This window comes from Paraburkholderia sp. SIMBA_054, from assembly GCF_046534875.1.
Lineage (GTDB): Bacteria > Pseudomonadota > Gammaproteobacteria > Burkholderiales > Burkholderiaceae > Paraburkholderia > Paraburkholderia hospita.
The window spans coordinates 14,716-29,114 of record NZ_JAWRXV010000025.1 but is presented as its reverse complement, the minus strand read 5'-3'; the positions used below and the strand labels follow the sequence as shown (position 1 = coordinate 29,114).

15 protein-coding genes are annotated in these 14,399 nt (G+C 62.5%); 3 read left to right on the top strand and 12 right to left on the bottom strand.

The window, feature by feature from the left end:
• Positions 1-146: 146 nt before the first annotated feature.
• Positions 147-1,340, top strand: a complete 1,194-nt coding sequence (locus SB822_RS27860) for a urate hydroxylase PuuD (RefSeq protein WP_090836019.1) — start codon at positions 147-149, stop codon at positions 1,338-1,340.
• A 119-nt stretch (positions 1,341-1,459) separates the two neighbouring features.
• Here SB822_RS27860 and SB822_RS27855 read toward each other — a convergent pair whose 3' ends face one another.
• From SB822_RS27855 to SB822_RS27805, 11 genes are all read right to left on the bottom strand, one after another.
• Entirely contained in the window at positions 1,460-1,828 is a 369-nt protein-coding gene (locus tag SB822_RS27855) for a VOC family protein (protein ID WP_090836018.1), read from the bottom strand.
• 191 nt (positions 1,829-2,019) lie between these two features.
• Positions 2,020-2,532 carry an ureidoglycolate lyase gene (locus SB822_RS27850; RefSeq protein WP_090836017.1) on the bottom strand — a complete coding sequence of 171 codons (513 nt, stop codon included), beginning with the start codon at positions 2,530-2,532 and terminating at the stop codon, positions 2,020-2,022.
• Entirely contained in the window at positions 2,529-3,542 is a 1,014-nt protein-coding gene (gene alc, locus SB822_RS27845; protein WP_090836016.1) for an allantoicase, read from the bottom strand. The genes SB822_RS27850 and alc overlap by 4 nt, the downstream gene beginning before the upstream one ends.
• 77 nt (positions 3,543-3,619) lie before the next feature.
• Entirely contained in the window at positions 3,620-4,141 is a 522-nt protein-coding gene (gene uraD / locus SB822_RS27840) for a 2-oxo-4-hydroxy-4-carboxy-5-ureidoimidazoline decarboxylase (RefSeq protein WP_090836015.1), read from the bottom strand.
• Positions 4,138-5,091 carry an allantoinase PuuE gene (gene puuE / locus SB822_RS27835; RefSeq protein WP_007749393.1) on the bottom strand — a complete coding sequence of 318 codons (954 nt, stop codon included), beginning with the start codon at positions 5,089-5,091 and terminating at the stop codon, positions 4,138-4,140. The genes uraD and puuE overlap by 4 nt, the downstream gene beginning before the upstream one ends.
• A 154-nt stretch (positions 5,092-5,245) precedes the next feature.
• The gene (locus tag SB822_RS27830) at positions 5,246-6,103 is read right to left on the bottom strand and encodes an aspartate/glutamate racemase family protein (RefSeq protein WP_079499757.1); all 858 of its coding nucleotides are present in this window, start codon (positions 6,101-6,103) and stop codon (positions 5,246-5,248) included.
• A 138-nt stretch (positions 6,104-6,241) separates the two neighbouring features.
• Positions 6,242-7,738, bottom strand: a complete 1,497-nt coding sequence (locus tag SB822_RS27825; RefSeq protein ID WP_039901437.1) for an NCS1 family nucleobase:cation symporter-1 — start codon at positions 7,736-7,738, stop codon at positions 6,242-6,244.
• Positions 7,739-8,124: 386 nt separating this feature from the next.
• Positions 8,125-8,841 (bottom strand): GntR family transcriptional regulator, encoded by a 717-nt coding sequence (locus SB822_RS27820; RefSeq protein WP_079485107.1) that lies wholly within the window; start codon positions 8,839-8,841, stop codon positions 8,125-8,127.
• A 329-nt stretch (positions 8,842-9,170) separates the two neighbouring features.
• Positions 9,171-10,097: a muramoyltetrapeptide carboxypeptidase gene (ldcA, locus tag SB822_RS27815; RefSeq protein ID WP_090836014.1), complete on the bottom strand. Its 927-nt coding sequence runs from the start codon at positions 10,095-10,097 to the stop codon at positions 9,171-9,173.
• Between the two features lie 13 nt (positions 10,098-10,110).
• Positions 10,111-10,680, bottom strand: coding sequence for a tRNA adenosine(34) deaminase TadA (tadA, locus tag SB822_RS27810; RefSeq protein ID WP_244144594.1), 570 nt, complete (start codon positions 10,678-10,680; stop codon positions 10,111-10,113).
• 110 nt (positions 10,681-10,790) lie between these two features.
• Positions 10,791-11,192 (bottom strand): DnaJ family domain-containing protein, encoded by a 402-nt coding sequence (locus SB822_RS27805; RefSeq protein WP_007749400.1) that lies wholly within the window; start codon positions 11,190-11,192, stop codon positions 10,791-10,793.
• Between the two features lie 576 nt (positions 11,193-11,768).
• Between SB822_RS27805 and SB822_RS27800 the strand changes: the two genes are divergently transcribed.
• Positions 11,769-12,437, top strand: coding sequence for a glycine zipper 2TM domain-containing protein (locus tag SB822_RS27800; protein WP_090836012.1), 669 nt, complete (start codon positions 11,769-11,771; stop codon positions 12,435-12,437).
• Between the two features lie 107 nt (positions 12,438-12,544).
• On the opposite strand, the gene SB822_RS27795 is transcribed toward SB822_RS27800, so the two are convergent.
• Positions 12,545-13,363 carry a response regulator transcription factor gene (locus SB822_RS27795; RefSeq protein WP_090836011.1) on the bottom strand — a complete coding sequence of 273 codons (819 nt, stop codon included), beginning with the start codon at positions 13,361-13,363 and terminating at the stop codon, positions 12,545-12,547.
• 185 nt (positions 13,364-13,548) lie between these two features.
• On the opposite strand from SB822_RS27795, the gene SB822_RS27790 reads away from it, so the two are divergent.
• On the top strand, positions 13,549-14,394 hold the full coding sequence (locus tag SB822_RS27790) for a carbon-nitrogen hydrolase family protein (protein ID WP_090836057.1): 846 nt from the start codon (positions 13,549-13,551) through the stop codon (positions 14,392-14,394).
• Positions 14,395-14,399: the final 5 nt, after the last annotated feature.

Genomic DNA, 14,399 nt, shown 5'->3' with positions numbered 1-14,399 from the left:
AAGCCGTGATCGATCGGCACCCGATTTCATCCGATTGCCGTTGCATGCACTGATCCAATAGCGGACATGCACCGGCGCAACAACCCCGCATGCCGCGCAACACCCAAGATGCTGCGCGAACAACGAATCAGGAGTGGAGGAGTTTCATGGAAGGCTTTATCACCGACTGGCTGAATCTCGCGATTCGCTGGTTTCACGTTATCGCCGCGATTGCATGGATCGGCGAGTCGTTCTACTTCGTTGCGCTCGACAACAGCCTGAAGCCGCCTGTGGACCCGAATCAGCGCCGACGCGGCGTGTTCGGCGAACTGTGGCACGTGCACGGCGGCGGCTTCTACAACATGCAGAAGTACACCGTCGCACCGCCCGAAATGCCCGACGACCTGCACTGGTCGAAGTGGCCGTCGTACACGACCTGGCTGTCCGGCTTCGGTCTCTTCACGGTGTTGTATCTGTTCGCGCCGAACACGTATCTGATCGACAAGAACGTGCTCGACATGGGCCCCGTCGTCGCGATCTTCTCGGCGCTCGGCTTTCTCGCTGCGGGCTGGATCGTGTATGACTCGCTGTGCCGGCTGCTCGGCAACAAGGACAAGGTGCTCGGCATCTGCGTGGGCATCTATGTGCTGATCGCCGCGTTCCTCGCGTGCCACATCTTCGCGGGCCGTGCGGCGTATCTGATCATGGGCGCGATGCTCGCGACGATCATGTCGGCGAACGTGTTCTTCGTCATCATCCCTGGTCAGCGCAAGATGGTCGCCGCGATGCTCAAGGGCGAAACGCCGAACCCGATCTACGGCAAGCGCGGCAAGCAGCGCTCAGTCCACAACACGTACCTCACGCTGCCCGTCGTGTTCGCGATGCTGTCGAACCACTACGCGATGACGTACACGCATCCGTACAACTGGGCGGTGCTGGTCGTCATCATGCTGGCGGGCGCGCTGATCCGTCAGTTCTTCGTGATGCGTCACCGTGGCCAGGTGCTGTGGTATCTGCCGCTCGCCGGCATCGTGCTGATGTTCGGCGCGCTGTTCTGGACGATGCCGAAGCCCGTCGTGCCCGTGGCGGAAGCGGCGAACGCGCCTGTCGTGAAGACGGCCGATATCGTGCCCGTGCTGCAGCAGCGCTGCGTCGCCTGCCACTCCGCGCATCCGACGATGATGGGCAGCGCACCCGCTGGCGTGCTGCTCGATACGCCTGCAGAGATTTCGACGAACGCGCAGCGCATCTATCAGCAGGCCGTGACGCTGAAGGCGATGCCGCTCGGCAACGTCACGCACATGACCGACGAGGAACGTCAGAAGATCGCCGCGTGGTTCCAGGGCGGTGCGGTGAATTAACGAATGAGGTGTCGATGACGGGCGCAAGCCCGGTTCTTCGAGGTTAGCGGGCTGTTCGCGCAAGCGGCAGTCCGCATTTTTTTATGCCAGTGACGGTGCGCAAAAATCGTCACACGTGCTCATCGGTCCACGCGAAAGCCGCGGCTGGAGATCGACACGGAATTGCCGTCCGGGTCTTTTGCATTCGCAAAGCTGTAGCCGTCCGTGCGATGCGTCGCGCCGAACACGAGTCCGTCAGTTGCACAGTGAGCCTTAAACGCTTCCACGTCCTCTACGTCGAATACCAGCTTGACGGTCGCTTGCCCTGCTTTGACGCCTTTCGCGGCAGGATGAATCAACAGGATCACGCCGCCGTGCGGCGAAGTCAGTTCGACGATACGGTCGTCGTTATCGCGCGTGGCCGTGAAGCCGAAATAGCGCTGATAAAACGCACACGCGCGTTCGACGTCCCTCACATACAGCAAAATCCGGTTCAGTGACGCTTGCATGTTTTTCTCGCGAATAGGTTGTGCTGTCTATCATCAAGGCCGCCAGCGATTGTCCGCGATTTCATATGCCACGCACAACACGCGCACCAAAGCAAAAGCCCATTGCGACTTCCATCGCAATGGGCTTTTTCAACCACAACCAATCACACTACCAAACCGCGCAATTCAAACATAAACACAGCGCGCAAGTATCAGACGACAACCGCATTCATCGCCTCTTCCGTCAACCACTGCGACTCGCGCAAATTTTGCTCGTTGAGATTGTGCCCGTCGCCACCACGATCCACGACGATGAAATCGCTCACCTCGCCCAATGCGAGCAGCGGATGGTGCCACACGCCTTTCGCGTAGTTCACGCCTTGCCATCCGCTCGTCACGAACGCGCGAATCTTCGATTCATCCAGCTCGCCAGCAGGCGCAACGACAACCAGATACGGCTTGTCGTTCAACGGAATGAACGCTTGCGAACCCAGCGGATGCCGCTCCATCATCGTGATTTCGAACGGCAGTGCGCGCGGTTGTCCACGGAACAGATTGACGAGCGTGCGGCCGCCTTCGTCGGTGATGTCGACATTCGCGAGATCGTGGTAGCGGATCGTCGTGCCGAGATTGATCGGGATCTGCTTCGCGCCTTCCAGTTCGATCACGTCCCCGAACGGCGCGAATGCTTCGCGTGTCAGCGGTTCGATAGCGAGTGTCTTCATGATGCGAGCGTGCCCCACAGACGCAGGCGCGACACGCCACCATCCGGAATGATGTTGAAGCGGATATGCGTGACGGGCCCGAGCGCCGCGATCTCGTTTTCGAAGAAGTGCTGTTTGTCCATCTGCAGCTTCTGCTCGCCGAGCAGCACGGGCCAGAACATCGCCTGCGTGATCAGCGAGCTGTCGGTGCCGCCCGTCACATACGCGGCCTGGATCGAGCAGCGGTCCGGATAGTTGCCCTTGAAGTGCGCGGTATCGACTTCGATCTTCTTGATGACGCCCGGTTGCGCGAGCCCGACGATTGCCCAGTCGTTGCCCGGCTCGCGGCGGCGGCGCGTTTCCCAGCCGTCGCCCATGTTGACGCCGCGGCCCGGCATCAGCAGCGTCGATGCGGCGCCGAAGTGCTGGTTGTTCGCGCCGACCAGATACGCGCCGTTTTCCATCGCGGCGAGGTCGAACAGATCGGTGCGGCTCGCACCCGCCCAATCGACCTGCGGCTGGCCGTACACGCGCAGACGCGCGATGCCGCCGTCCGGATAGATGTTCACGCGCAGGTGCGTATATGCGTTCGTGTCGCCCACTTCGAGGTAGTGGTGGCTGTTGCCTTGCAGCGTCGTCGACGGCACGATCTCCGTCCATTGCGTCGACTGGTTCGGCGCGCCGTCCACCACGCGCGCCGCTTCCACCGATGCCGCCGGCGGGAAGTTGCCCGTGAAGTGGCTGGTATCGAGATCGAGGCCCTTGATGACGCCCGGACGCGCGAGCTTCACTACGCACCAGTCATAGCCCGTCGTGCGCTTGCGGCGCGTTTCCCAGCCGTCCATCCACTTGCCGTGCTCGTCGTACTTGCCCGGAATGAACACGGCCGGCTCCGGATTCAGCATGCGGTCTTTCGGCGCGAAGAAATCGTCGCTGGCTTCGAGCGCCTGTGCGCCAAGACGCGGGTCCGCGAGGTTCACGAAACGGCGCGTGAATTCGGGGGCGTTGGGATCGAGAATCGGGAGTGCCATCGTTGTCTTCCTTGCTGTCGGGTTGTTGCTTTGTGAGTGCGTGAATGCGTGCCGGTGTTACGGCTATCAGGCGACGATCAGGCGCTGATCAGATCGTCGAGACGAAAACGCGCGATGCGATAGATCTGGTCGAGGCTCGCGCGCAGTTCGTCGGCGCGGCTGTTGTTCACGCGCGCTTCGAAGTTCGCGATGATGCCGTACCGGTCATAGCCGCGCACGGCGAGAATGAACGGAAAGCCGAACTTCTCGCGATACGCCGCGTTCAGGCGCAGCAACTTGTCGAACTCTTCCTGCGTGCATTGACCGAGGCCAGCGCCGCTTTGCTCGCGCGTTGATTCGGCCGTCAGTTCGCCGCGCACGGCCGCCTTGCCCGCAAGTTCCGGGTGAGCGTTGATCAGCGCGAACTGCTTCGCTTCGCCCGCGGTTTCGACGGCGCTCGACATCGTCTTGTGCAACGCGTCGATGTTCGCGTACGGACGCTGCGCGGCAGCCACTTCGGCGACCCACGGCGAATGCTCGAAGATGCCCGACAGCGCCGCGACGAACGCGTCGGTCGAGATGCTGTTGAGTTGGTCCAGTGTGTATTGCATCGCCTTCATGCCGCAGCCCCGCGGTTGTCCTGTTGTTGATAAGGATGATGCTCACGCCAGTGACGCGCGATATCGACACGCCGTGTCACCCAGACGCGCTCGTGCTTTTCGATGTGATCGAGAAAACGCTGCAGCGCGCGCATCCGCCCAGGGCGGCCGAGCAGGCGGCAGTGCATGCCGATCGACAGCATCTTGGGCGCTTCGTCGCCCTCTTCGTACAGCACGTCGAATGCGTCGCGCAGATACGTGAAGAAATGGTCCGCCGTGTTGAAGCCTTGCGGCGTGGCGAAGCGCATGTCGTTGGTGTCGAGCGTGTACGGCAGGATCAGTTGCGGTACTTTCGCGCCGCCCGTCACTTCGACGTCCATCCAGAACGGCAGGTCGTCGCCGTAGTTATCCGAGTCGTACAGAAAGCCGCCGTATTCGGCGACCAGCCGATGCGTATTAGGACTGTCGCGGCCCGTGTACCAACCGAGCGGCCGCTGGCCCGTCACGCGCTCGATCGCTTCCATGCCCAGGCGCATATGCTCGGCTTCGCGCTCGGGCGACATGTCCTGATAGTGAATCCAGCGATAGCCGTGACAGGCGATCTCATGGCCCAGTTCGACGAAAGCGCGCGCGAGCTCCGGATGCCGCTCGATCGCCATGCCGACGCCGAACACTGTCAGTGGCAGACCGCGCTTCTCGAACTCGCGCAGGATGCGCCACACGCCCGCGCGCGAGCCATATTCGTAGATCGACTCCATGCTCATGTGACGCGCCGGATACGACGCCGCGCCGACGATTTCCGACAGGAACTGTTCCGAGCCGGGATCGCCATGCAGCACGCAGTTCTCGCCGCCCTCTTCGTAGTTGAGAACGAACTGGACCGCGACGCGCGCGCGTCCTGGCCAGTTTGCCTGCACGGGGTGGCGGCCGTAGCCGATCAGGTCGCGCGGATAGTTCGGGTCGAATGACATGATGTGAATGGCGCAGCGGTTGACGTGAGCGTTGACGGGTACGCACCGGCGACGTCGTAAAAGCGGGAAAACACGCTACGGCAGGGCCGGCAGGGTTGAACCAGTGTAGCGAAAACACCCGGGTGCGCCCATACACCCGGGCAGATAGTGCATGTCAGACTGAGTGTATGTGCGGTGCAATATTAGCGGCGGGGTCGGCGCGTAGCGCACTCGAGTTCACCCGCAGCAGCGCTTCCCCGGCGCCTTGCTGGGCGGCAGGCGCTGCGGCTGGCTGCTCGCCCGTCGGGCTGAAGCGCGCGAACTCGCCGTCATAGCGCTTGGCAAGCGGGCGCGCGTAGTCGCCCCGCTTGGCCGTGGCCAGCCGCAGCGAAACGAGCGCTTCAACCCATTTCACAGCCGCCGTCACGCCTTCGACGACGGGCGCGCCCAGCGCATCCTCGATCTCCCGGCACAGCTCTGCCATTCCCGCGCAGCCGAGCACGATCGCGTCCGAGCCGTCCTCGTCGAGTGCGCGCCGGCATTCGTCGAGAATGATGCGCCGCGCGGAGGAGCCGGGCTGATCGAGTTCGAGCACGGCGACATCCGTTGCGCGCACGTTGCGGCAGAACCGCTTCATGCCATAGCGCTCGGCCAGATGCCAGGCCATGCCGCAGGTCCGCGAGAGCGTCGTCACCACCGAGAAGCCCGGCGCCAGCACGCTCGCCGCATGCATCGCCGCCTCCGCGATGCCGATCACCGGGCCGCGCGCCAGTTCGCGCGCCGCGTAAAGGCCAGGATCGCCGAAACATGCAATCACATAACCATCGAAGCCTTCGCGCTCGCCCGCTTCGATTTCCGCGAGCAGGCCCGGCGTGGCGAGCGCCTCGTCGTAATAGCCTTCGATCGACGGCGGGCCCATCGTCGGGCTCACCGCCACCAGCTCCGTTCCCGGCGCCACGACGTCGCGCGCACAACGGCCCATGGCCTCCGTCATCCGTTGCGTCGTGTTCGGGTTGATCAGTTTGATACGCATGTCGACTCCTATGTCGACCGGAGTTGGCGCTTTAGCGCTTACTCCGGTCCCATGCAAGTTATTGCGTCGACCGGAGTTGGCGCTTTAGCGTCTACTCCGGTCCCATGCAAGATATTGCTTGCATCCTTTGATGAACTTTTATGCACCGCGCGGCAGATTGCGAGCCAGCACGCTGTAGAACACTGCACCGAGTCCGGCGCCGATGAACCACGAGAAGTTCGCAAGACCGTCCAGCGACGGTACCATCACGCAGATCACCGCGATCACTGCAGCCGGCAGCAGCGCACCGACGGCACGATAGTTCACGCCGTTGTGATACCAGTACAAACCCTTTTCCGACACCGTGTACAGATCGTCGAGCACGACCTTCTGACGCTTCACGAGGAAGAAATCGATGATCAGGATGCCGTACAAAGGTCCAATGAAGCTGCCGAGCACGTCGAGCGTGTAGTGGATCACGGCCGGATTGTTGAACAGGTTCCACGGCGTGATGAAAATGGATGCCACTGCAGCGAGCATGCCACCTGCACGCCAGCTGATCAGTTTCGGTGCCACGTTCGAGAAGTCAAATGCAGGCGACACGAAGTTCGCGACGATGTTGATGCCAATGGTCGCAATCGTGAACGTCAGTGCACCGAGAATCACGGCTGTCGGGTAGTCGATACGGCCCACCGTTTCGACGGGATCGGTGATGAGTTCGCCGAACACGGGCAGCGTCGCAGCCGTCGTGACGACCGTCACCAGCGAGAACGCGAGGAAGTTGACGGGCAGGCCCCAGAAGTTGCCGCGCTTGACGCTGCGGAAGCTCTTGCCGTAGCGCGAGAAGTCGCCGAAGTTCAGCATCGGGCCGGAGAAGTACGACACCACCAGCGAGATCGCCGTGATCATCACCGGGATCACTTCCATGCCGTGATACTTCACGCCGCCCAGATTGATGCCGATGTTCTTCCAGCCCGCACGCCAGATCATGTAGCCGGCGAGAATGAACATCACCACGTACACGGCGGGACCGGCGAAGTCGATGAACTTCTTGATCGTCTCCATGCCGTTCCAGAACACGAGTGCCTGCAAAACCCACAGCAACATGAAGCCGGCCCAGCCGATCGTCGACAGACCCATGAAGCCGTGATGATGCACATCCGCATAGGGCAGCAGTTGTGGGAAGAACTTGAGCACGACGATCACCAGCGCGCTCGACGCGAGATACGTCTGGATGCCATACCATGCAACCGCAATCAGGCCGCGGATCACGGCGGGCACGTTGGCGCCCAGCACGCCGAAGGTCGCACGGCACGCGACGGGATACGGCACGCCGTTCTGCTGGCTCGGCTTCGCGATCATGTTGCACAGCACGTTGACGAATGTAATGCCAACGAGCAGCGCGATCAGCACCTGCCAGCTCGTCAGCCCGAGCGCGAAGAGACTCCCCGCGAACACGTAACCGCCGACGCTGTGCACGTCCGACATCCAGAACGCGAAGATGTTATACGCGCCCCACGTCTGATGCTTCAACGGCGCGAGGTCTTCGTTGTACAGGCGTTCGCTGTAGCCTGCGGGCATCGCGTGAGCGCCTTGTCCGCTGCTCTCGTAATCGGGGATTGCCGAACTATCCGGTGCTGCACTGAACTGAGCCATGGATTCCTCCTAAGATGGGAACGCCGACGGGAATCGACGAGCATTGCATCGTGTATGCCAGGCGCGCGGCCGGCCCACTATGTGGCTGGCGCGTATGCGCATCGCTTACAGGTTGCCGCGGATGTCTCCGTACTTACGTACTTGTTTTGATGACCTTGCAGGCTTTCCGCGAACGCCTGCAAGGCTTCGCCGTGTGAGCGTGGTCCGCCTGATGGGCGTCCCTCGCCGTCCGGTCTTTCGGTCTCGATACACGCCGGGTGCGGCGTGTATCGGATGTGATAGCGATCGACCTTTGGGTCGACTTTCTGGTCAAGCTCCGTTCACTTCAGTGCAGCGCGCACCGCCAGCGAGCGCGGGCGTGCGTCAGGCTTGCACTTCGACAATCTTCAGCCGGCTGCGGCCCTGGGCGCGCGCATGCCGAACACTTCGTGCAGATCGGTCCCACCGCTAGCCGGCCGATCCAGCATCTTCAACTCGACGCTCTGCAAGTGGCGCGACATCAGTGCGCCTGCTGTCTTCGCGTCGCCGCTGTCGAGTGCGGCGAGAATCGCTTCGTGGTCTTCGAACGAACACGGGCTGCGGCCCAGCGATTCGTACAGCGCCGAGATCAGCGTCGAGCGCGCGACCAGTCCGTTCAGGCAATCGCACAGCACCGTGTTGCCCGTCAGTGACGCAAGCTCCGTATGGAACTCGCCCGACAGCCTGATCCACGCCGGAAAGTCGCGCGATTCGAACGCCTTGCGCTCCCGCGCGATCATCCCGCCGATGTTCTTCAACCGCCGCGAGCCCTGGCTCGCGCAAATCTTGTCGACGACGGCCAGTTCGATGATCCGGCGCATCTCGAACACTTCATGTACTTCCTGCAGCGACGGACTCGCGACAAACGCGCCGCGGTTCGGCTCCAGATCGACGAGGTGGTCGGTGGACAGCAGAGCGAGCGCTTGACGGATCGGTCCGCGCTTGACACCGAATACTTCGCACAACTGGGCTTCCGTCAATTTCGCGCCAGGCGCGAGCCGATGCTCGAGGATCGCGGCGCGAATGCGCTCGGCGATCGCTTCGGGTTTCGTGCTGCTCGCGGTGACGTTGTGTGTGTCGGACATGATGGGCGTGCTGTTATGTGGTCCATCTTAGGACGGACATAAATATTGTCAACAATTTTGAGGGCGGATTTACGACAATTCTGGTTTGGACTGAAGTGCTCAAAACTAACCCAAACGCTCCGAAAGCGTTATCAGTGCTCGATTTCAGCGCATACGCACGGTTCGATCGCCGCCTTCCTTGCAGACTATTTTGTCAACAAAATCCGGCCGTGCGCCGACGCGACGGCACTGGGAGGCATCAAACGCGCCAGACAGTTAGTTGCATTAGACGCTCAAAAACAAAGGCGAGCTGCCTCGCCTTCGCCGGATGTGAAACAGGGACCCAACCGTCATTCGAGCACGGGATGCCCTGAAACGGTCAGCTTGAACCCGCGCGCGCCCGCAACGAGACGCGCTTCGGCGCCGACGGGCAGCGTCACCATATCGGGAATATGGCCGAACTGCAGCCCCGTCACGATCGGAATGCCGACCACCGACCTCACCTGCTCGACCATCGCGCGCAGATCGTATCCGTTGTCGTAGTCGAACGGCTTGCCGCCCGAGAAATCCCCCAGCACGAGCGCCTGTTGCCGCTCGAGAATGCCCGCCAGATGCAACTGATAAATCAGCCGCTCGATCCGGAATGGCTGCTCGTTCACGTCCTCGACAAACAGGATGCCGCCTTCCACAGGCGGCATGTACGGCGAGCCGACCAGCGATGCGATCACCGCCAGATTGCCGCCCCACAGCGTGCCCGTTACGTCGACGGTTTGCGGTTGGGGAGCCGTACTGGAAATCGTGAACGTCTCCGAAGTCAGCGCCTTCCAGAAGTGTTTCATCGTGAAATCGCTGACGCTTTCGGCGCCGAAGTCGACGGCGAGCATCGGGCCGCCGAAGGTCTTCACGTTCGCCTGCGACAGCAGCGCAAGCTGCAGCGCCGTGAAATCGCTGTGTCCGCAGAAGGCGATCGGTTGGTCGCCCAGGCGGCGCTGCAGGCCGCGATAGTCGAGCCCATGCAGGATGCGCACTGCGCCGTACCCGCCGCGCACGGCGAGCACGATATCCGGCAGTTCGCGCGATGGATCCGCGAGGCGATTGAGTTCAGCCGCGCGCTCGCCATCCGTGCCGGCGAACCGCTGATAGCGCCGCTGCGTCGCGTTGACGTTCTCCACGTGATGTCCTTGCGCACGCAAACGCTTCAGCGCGAGATGAATCGCGTTCGGATCGTGTGGATAGCCGGAAGGCGCGATCAGTTCGATGGTGCGGTGCTTGGCCATATGAAGTGGCAAGTCAGTGGGTCTGATTAGTGTCCGCACGCGGATCGGCGGCATCCGATGCGTTGTTCAATGCGGCTGCAGCGCGCGCTTCCCGCGCGGCGCGCCGGCGGTCGGCGAAAAACGAGCGCAACGCAGCGCCGCACTCCTCTTCGAGCACGCCGCCCGTCACTGTCGTGTGATGGTTCAGTTGCGGATTCGCGAAGGCATCGACGACGCTACCGCACGCGCCCGTCTTCGGATCGCGCGCGCCGAACACGACGCGTGCGATGCGCGCGTGCATGATCGCGCCCGCGCACATCAGGCAAGGCTCCAGCGTCACATAGAGCTCGCAACCCGGCAGCCGGTAATTTTCGAGCTTCTGCGCAGCGGCGCGCAGCGCGGCCATTTCGGCGTGCGCGGAAGGATCGTGACCGCCGATCGGATGATTGAAGCCTTTTGCAATCACTTCGTCGCCACAGACCAGCACCGCGCCGACAGGCACCTCGCCAACGGCGCGCGCCTCTTCGGCGGCAGCCTGCGCGAGCGCCATGAAGCGGCGATCGCGTTCGGTAATCGGGGCGGGTTCGGGCGCGGGAGTGTCGATGGTAGCGCTCGTCTCGTTCGCGACGCTGACGCCCGAGCAGGACGGGATGATCAAATCTTCAGACGAAACGGAGTCGGCAGACGGCAAAACAGCCGGATCGACGCCGGGGTTCACGCCGGCCCCGCGTCGGCGGTCGGCTCTTCCGCGACGCGCTCGTACAGGCGCTCCGCGATCCGGCGACAGTACTCGCGCGGCATCACGAGCGGCCCGCCGCGCAGCGATTCCAGTGCCATATCGAGGGCCAGCATCTTCGCTTGCAGGCGGCAGCGGCTGCTGCGGTCGCTGACGGCATCCAGCTCGTTCTGCAGGTCGCGCAGCGCCCGCAATTGTTCGACGGCGGGCGGCACGAAGCCCGCATTCTTCAGAATGCGGTTCGCTACGCGAACTTCCTCGGGCACCAGGGCGTCGTCATCGAGAACCTGCGGCGCGCCGGTTCCCGGCAAATCATCGAACTCGCCGCGCGCAGCCGCGGCGGCAATCCGTTGTTCGACAAGTGCATCAAGCAATTTCATTTGCAGTCCACTACGTTGCGGCTCTGGCATTTTATCAGGACGCTGAGAAATGGATTTGTCAGACGCCTAGAGGACACACCCAGGATTAGGAATTGTCGTATGGGCTGGCATTCCAGGCCAAGATATGGTTGTCGGTTTTTCAGCGCTTCCGGCTTCGTCATGCCTATCGAAATTTCGCTCCCGCCATCGTGTCAATTCACCCGAAGCGTGCCGCCGCCCGCAGTTCGCGGATGCCGGGCGCAAATCGCCGCCGCGTCGTCTCGTTCGCGAGGGTGTTTGTAACGGGCGTTGCACTGTCGCTAGCGTTGTCCGGCTGCGGCGTGTTTTGCAACATCGGCGGCGGCAGCGGCGGAGTTGGCGGTAGCTGCGCCATTGGCACCGGCTTTCGCTTCTGACCTCCTCGCTTTTTTCAACCGTTTTTTCACCCGCCTCCCACCCGCGCGTCACTGTTTCACCAGGCGTTTTTATCGGACGCGCAATTTACATACTGTTACGCAGGCCGCGCATCACTAGCGATGCGCGTTTCCCTATACTCGTCGCGGTCCACACCTGGTGGCATCACGACAATCACGTAACATGACCCACACCCGTTTTGCTCGCCCTCTCGTTCGAACGACGTTGATCGCGCTCTGCGTTACGCTGCCGCTCGCAGGCTGCGTCGTCCCTGGCAATTCGCCGTACGGCGCGAGCTATGGCTCGACCTACACCACGCAACCGGCCTACGCACAACCGGCGCAACCGGTCTATGCGCAGCCTGGCTACGCGCAGCAGCCGCAGTATCAACAGCCCTATCAGCAGCCGTATGCGCAGCAGCCGCAGTATCAACAACCCGGCTACGATCAGCCCGATGGACAAGACTACCAGGCTTACCAGCAGCCGCAACAGGGCTATGGATACGGCGAGCAATACGGCGTAGTTTCGTCGATCCAGCCGCTTGCGAATCCAGGCGCCGTGACGGCGGGCGGCGTCGCAGGCACCGTGATCGGTGCGGTTGTCGGCGGCGTGATCGGCAACCAGTTCGGGCGCGGCCATGGACGCGATGCGGCGACTGCGATCGGCGTGCTGGGCGGCGCCGTCGCGGGCAACCAGTTGGGTCAGCAGGCAGGCGCGTCGTCGCCGGGCGGCTACCGGATTGCGGTGCAACTGAACGACGGCTCCGTGCGCGCTTTCGATGTCGGCTCGCCCGGCGACCTGCATCCTGGTGATCGCGTGCGTGTTGCGGGCAACCGGCTCGACCGCTATTAAGCCGCTCAAGCCATCACCAGGCCACGAACTCGACGCGCGCACGCACTGCTAGCACCGAGCGCCGCGCGCTGCTTCGATCACAAGCAATCGAAGCAGCGCGACAACATTCACTCCGGCTCGACCGTTCTCCCCGGCTCATAAAACATCGCGAACAGTTCGGACTGCGATCCGACGCCGAGCTTCGCGTAGATGTGCTTCTTGTGCGCGCGCACCGTTTCGAACGAGATCGACAGCTTCTCCGCGATCGCACGCGACGAGAACCCGCTCAACGACAGCATCGCCACCTCGATCTCGCGCGCAGTCAACGCGCCGCGCCCGTTCTTGCCTGTCAGCATGCCGAAGCGCGCATGCAGATCCGCCTCTTCGTTTCCGGTCGCGCGTGGCTCTTCTTCCCCAACGAACTTCTCGAAACGCAAGCGCTGCTGCATCAACGCGAGCACCCACGGCGAATACAGCGTGAGCAACGCGATCTCGCGCTCGTCGTAGCGGCTCGTCTTGCCGAGTGAAAAGCCCATCGTATGATCGCGATCAATCACGACATTGAAATGCACCTCGTCGCCGACGATATTCTTCTTGAAGTAGCGCTGGTAGTACTCGGTCATCCGGAAGTTGTCAGGCGCAACGTCGGCGAGCGTGTAGAAGCCCGACGCCCGCGTTTCGAACGCGGCGAGATAGAACGGATCGAGCTGATAGAGCGCGGCCAGATAGTCCTGAAACATCAGGTCGATCTTGCCGTCGGGCATAGCCTGCTCGGCGAGCACGAGCGGCGCGGCATCGCGCTTGAAGCGCAACGCGACCCAGCTGTCGAAACCGACATGCCTTTCGAGCACGCGCGTCAGGCGCGCCCAGAAATGCGGACCATCGAGGGCGTCGATGGCCGAGCCGATCTCCCGATGAAAAGCGAGATCTCGCCATTCGAAGTCCATCGTGTCCTCCGGTGAGGGTAACCCTCGTGGGTAATTTCAGGACAAAAATAATACCCTGATAATCCGCCTCAATACGAGGAGCGGGCGACGTACGCACTGTTCCGCGCGGCGCAAGAATGGCAGGAAATACGGATGCGCAACGCACATCGCGCACCGCTGAAAGGCATCTGGAAGGAGGCAACACCATGCAGGTTGAACTGGCGCAAGTCGCGCTGATCGACGGCGACGTCGCGCACAACACGCGCAAGGTCGTCGAGACGATCGGACGCGCCGACACAGCGGGCGGCACGAAGCTGATCGTGTTCCCGGAAACCACGTTGTCGGGCTTTCCGACGCGCGAAAACGTCGCCGAAGTCGCGCAGACGCTCGATGGCCCCGCGCTGACCGCCGTGCGCGACGCCGCCAGGCAAAAGGGTGTCTCGGTCGCAGTGGGCCTCGCCGAACGCGACGGCAACCAGTTCTACAACACGACGGTGCTCGTCGACGAACGCGGCGACATCGCGCTGCGCTATCGCAAGACGCATCTGTGGGCATCGGATGTGGGCGTGTTCACGCCCGGCGACCGCTTCGAAACCTGCATGTGGAACGGCCTCACCGTGGGGCTGCTGATCTGCTACGACATCGAATTTCCCGAATCGGCGCGCGCCGTCGCGGCGCTCGACGCCGATCTGCTGATCGTCACCAACGGCAACATGGACCCGTTCGGCCCCGTGCATCGACGCGCGATCACTGCCCGCGCGATGGAAAACCAGATGTTCGCGCTGATGGTGAACCGCTGCGGCTCCGGCGACGACAACCTGACGTTCCCCGGCCTCTCCGCGCTGATCGATCCGTTCGGCGAAACGGTGCTCGAACTCGGCGGCGAAGAAACGGTGACGAAGGCGACCGTCGATTTCAAACGGCTCGAAGCGAGCCGCGAGCACTACAACTATCTGCACGACGCACGCGTGCCGCTCGGCCTCGTGCCCGTCGAACAGTCGGATGGCCATCGCGCGCTGATGGTCGAAGCGCGCCGCCGCCGCACCGACTGAACGCT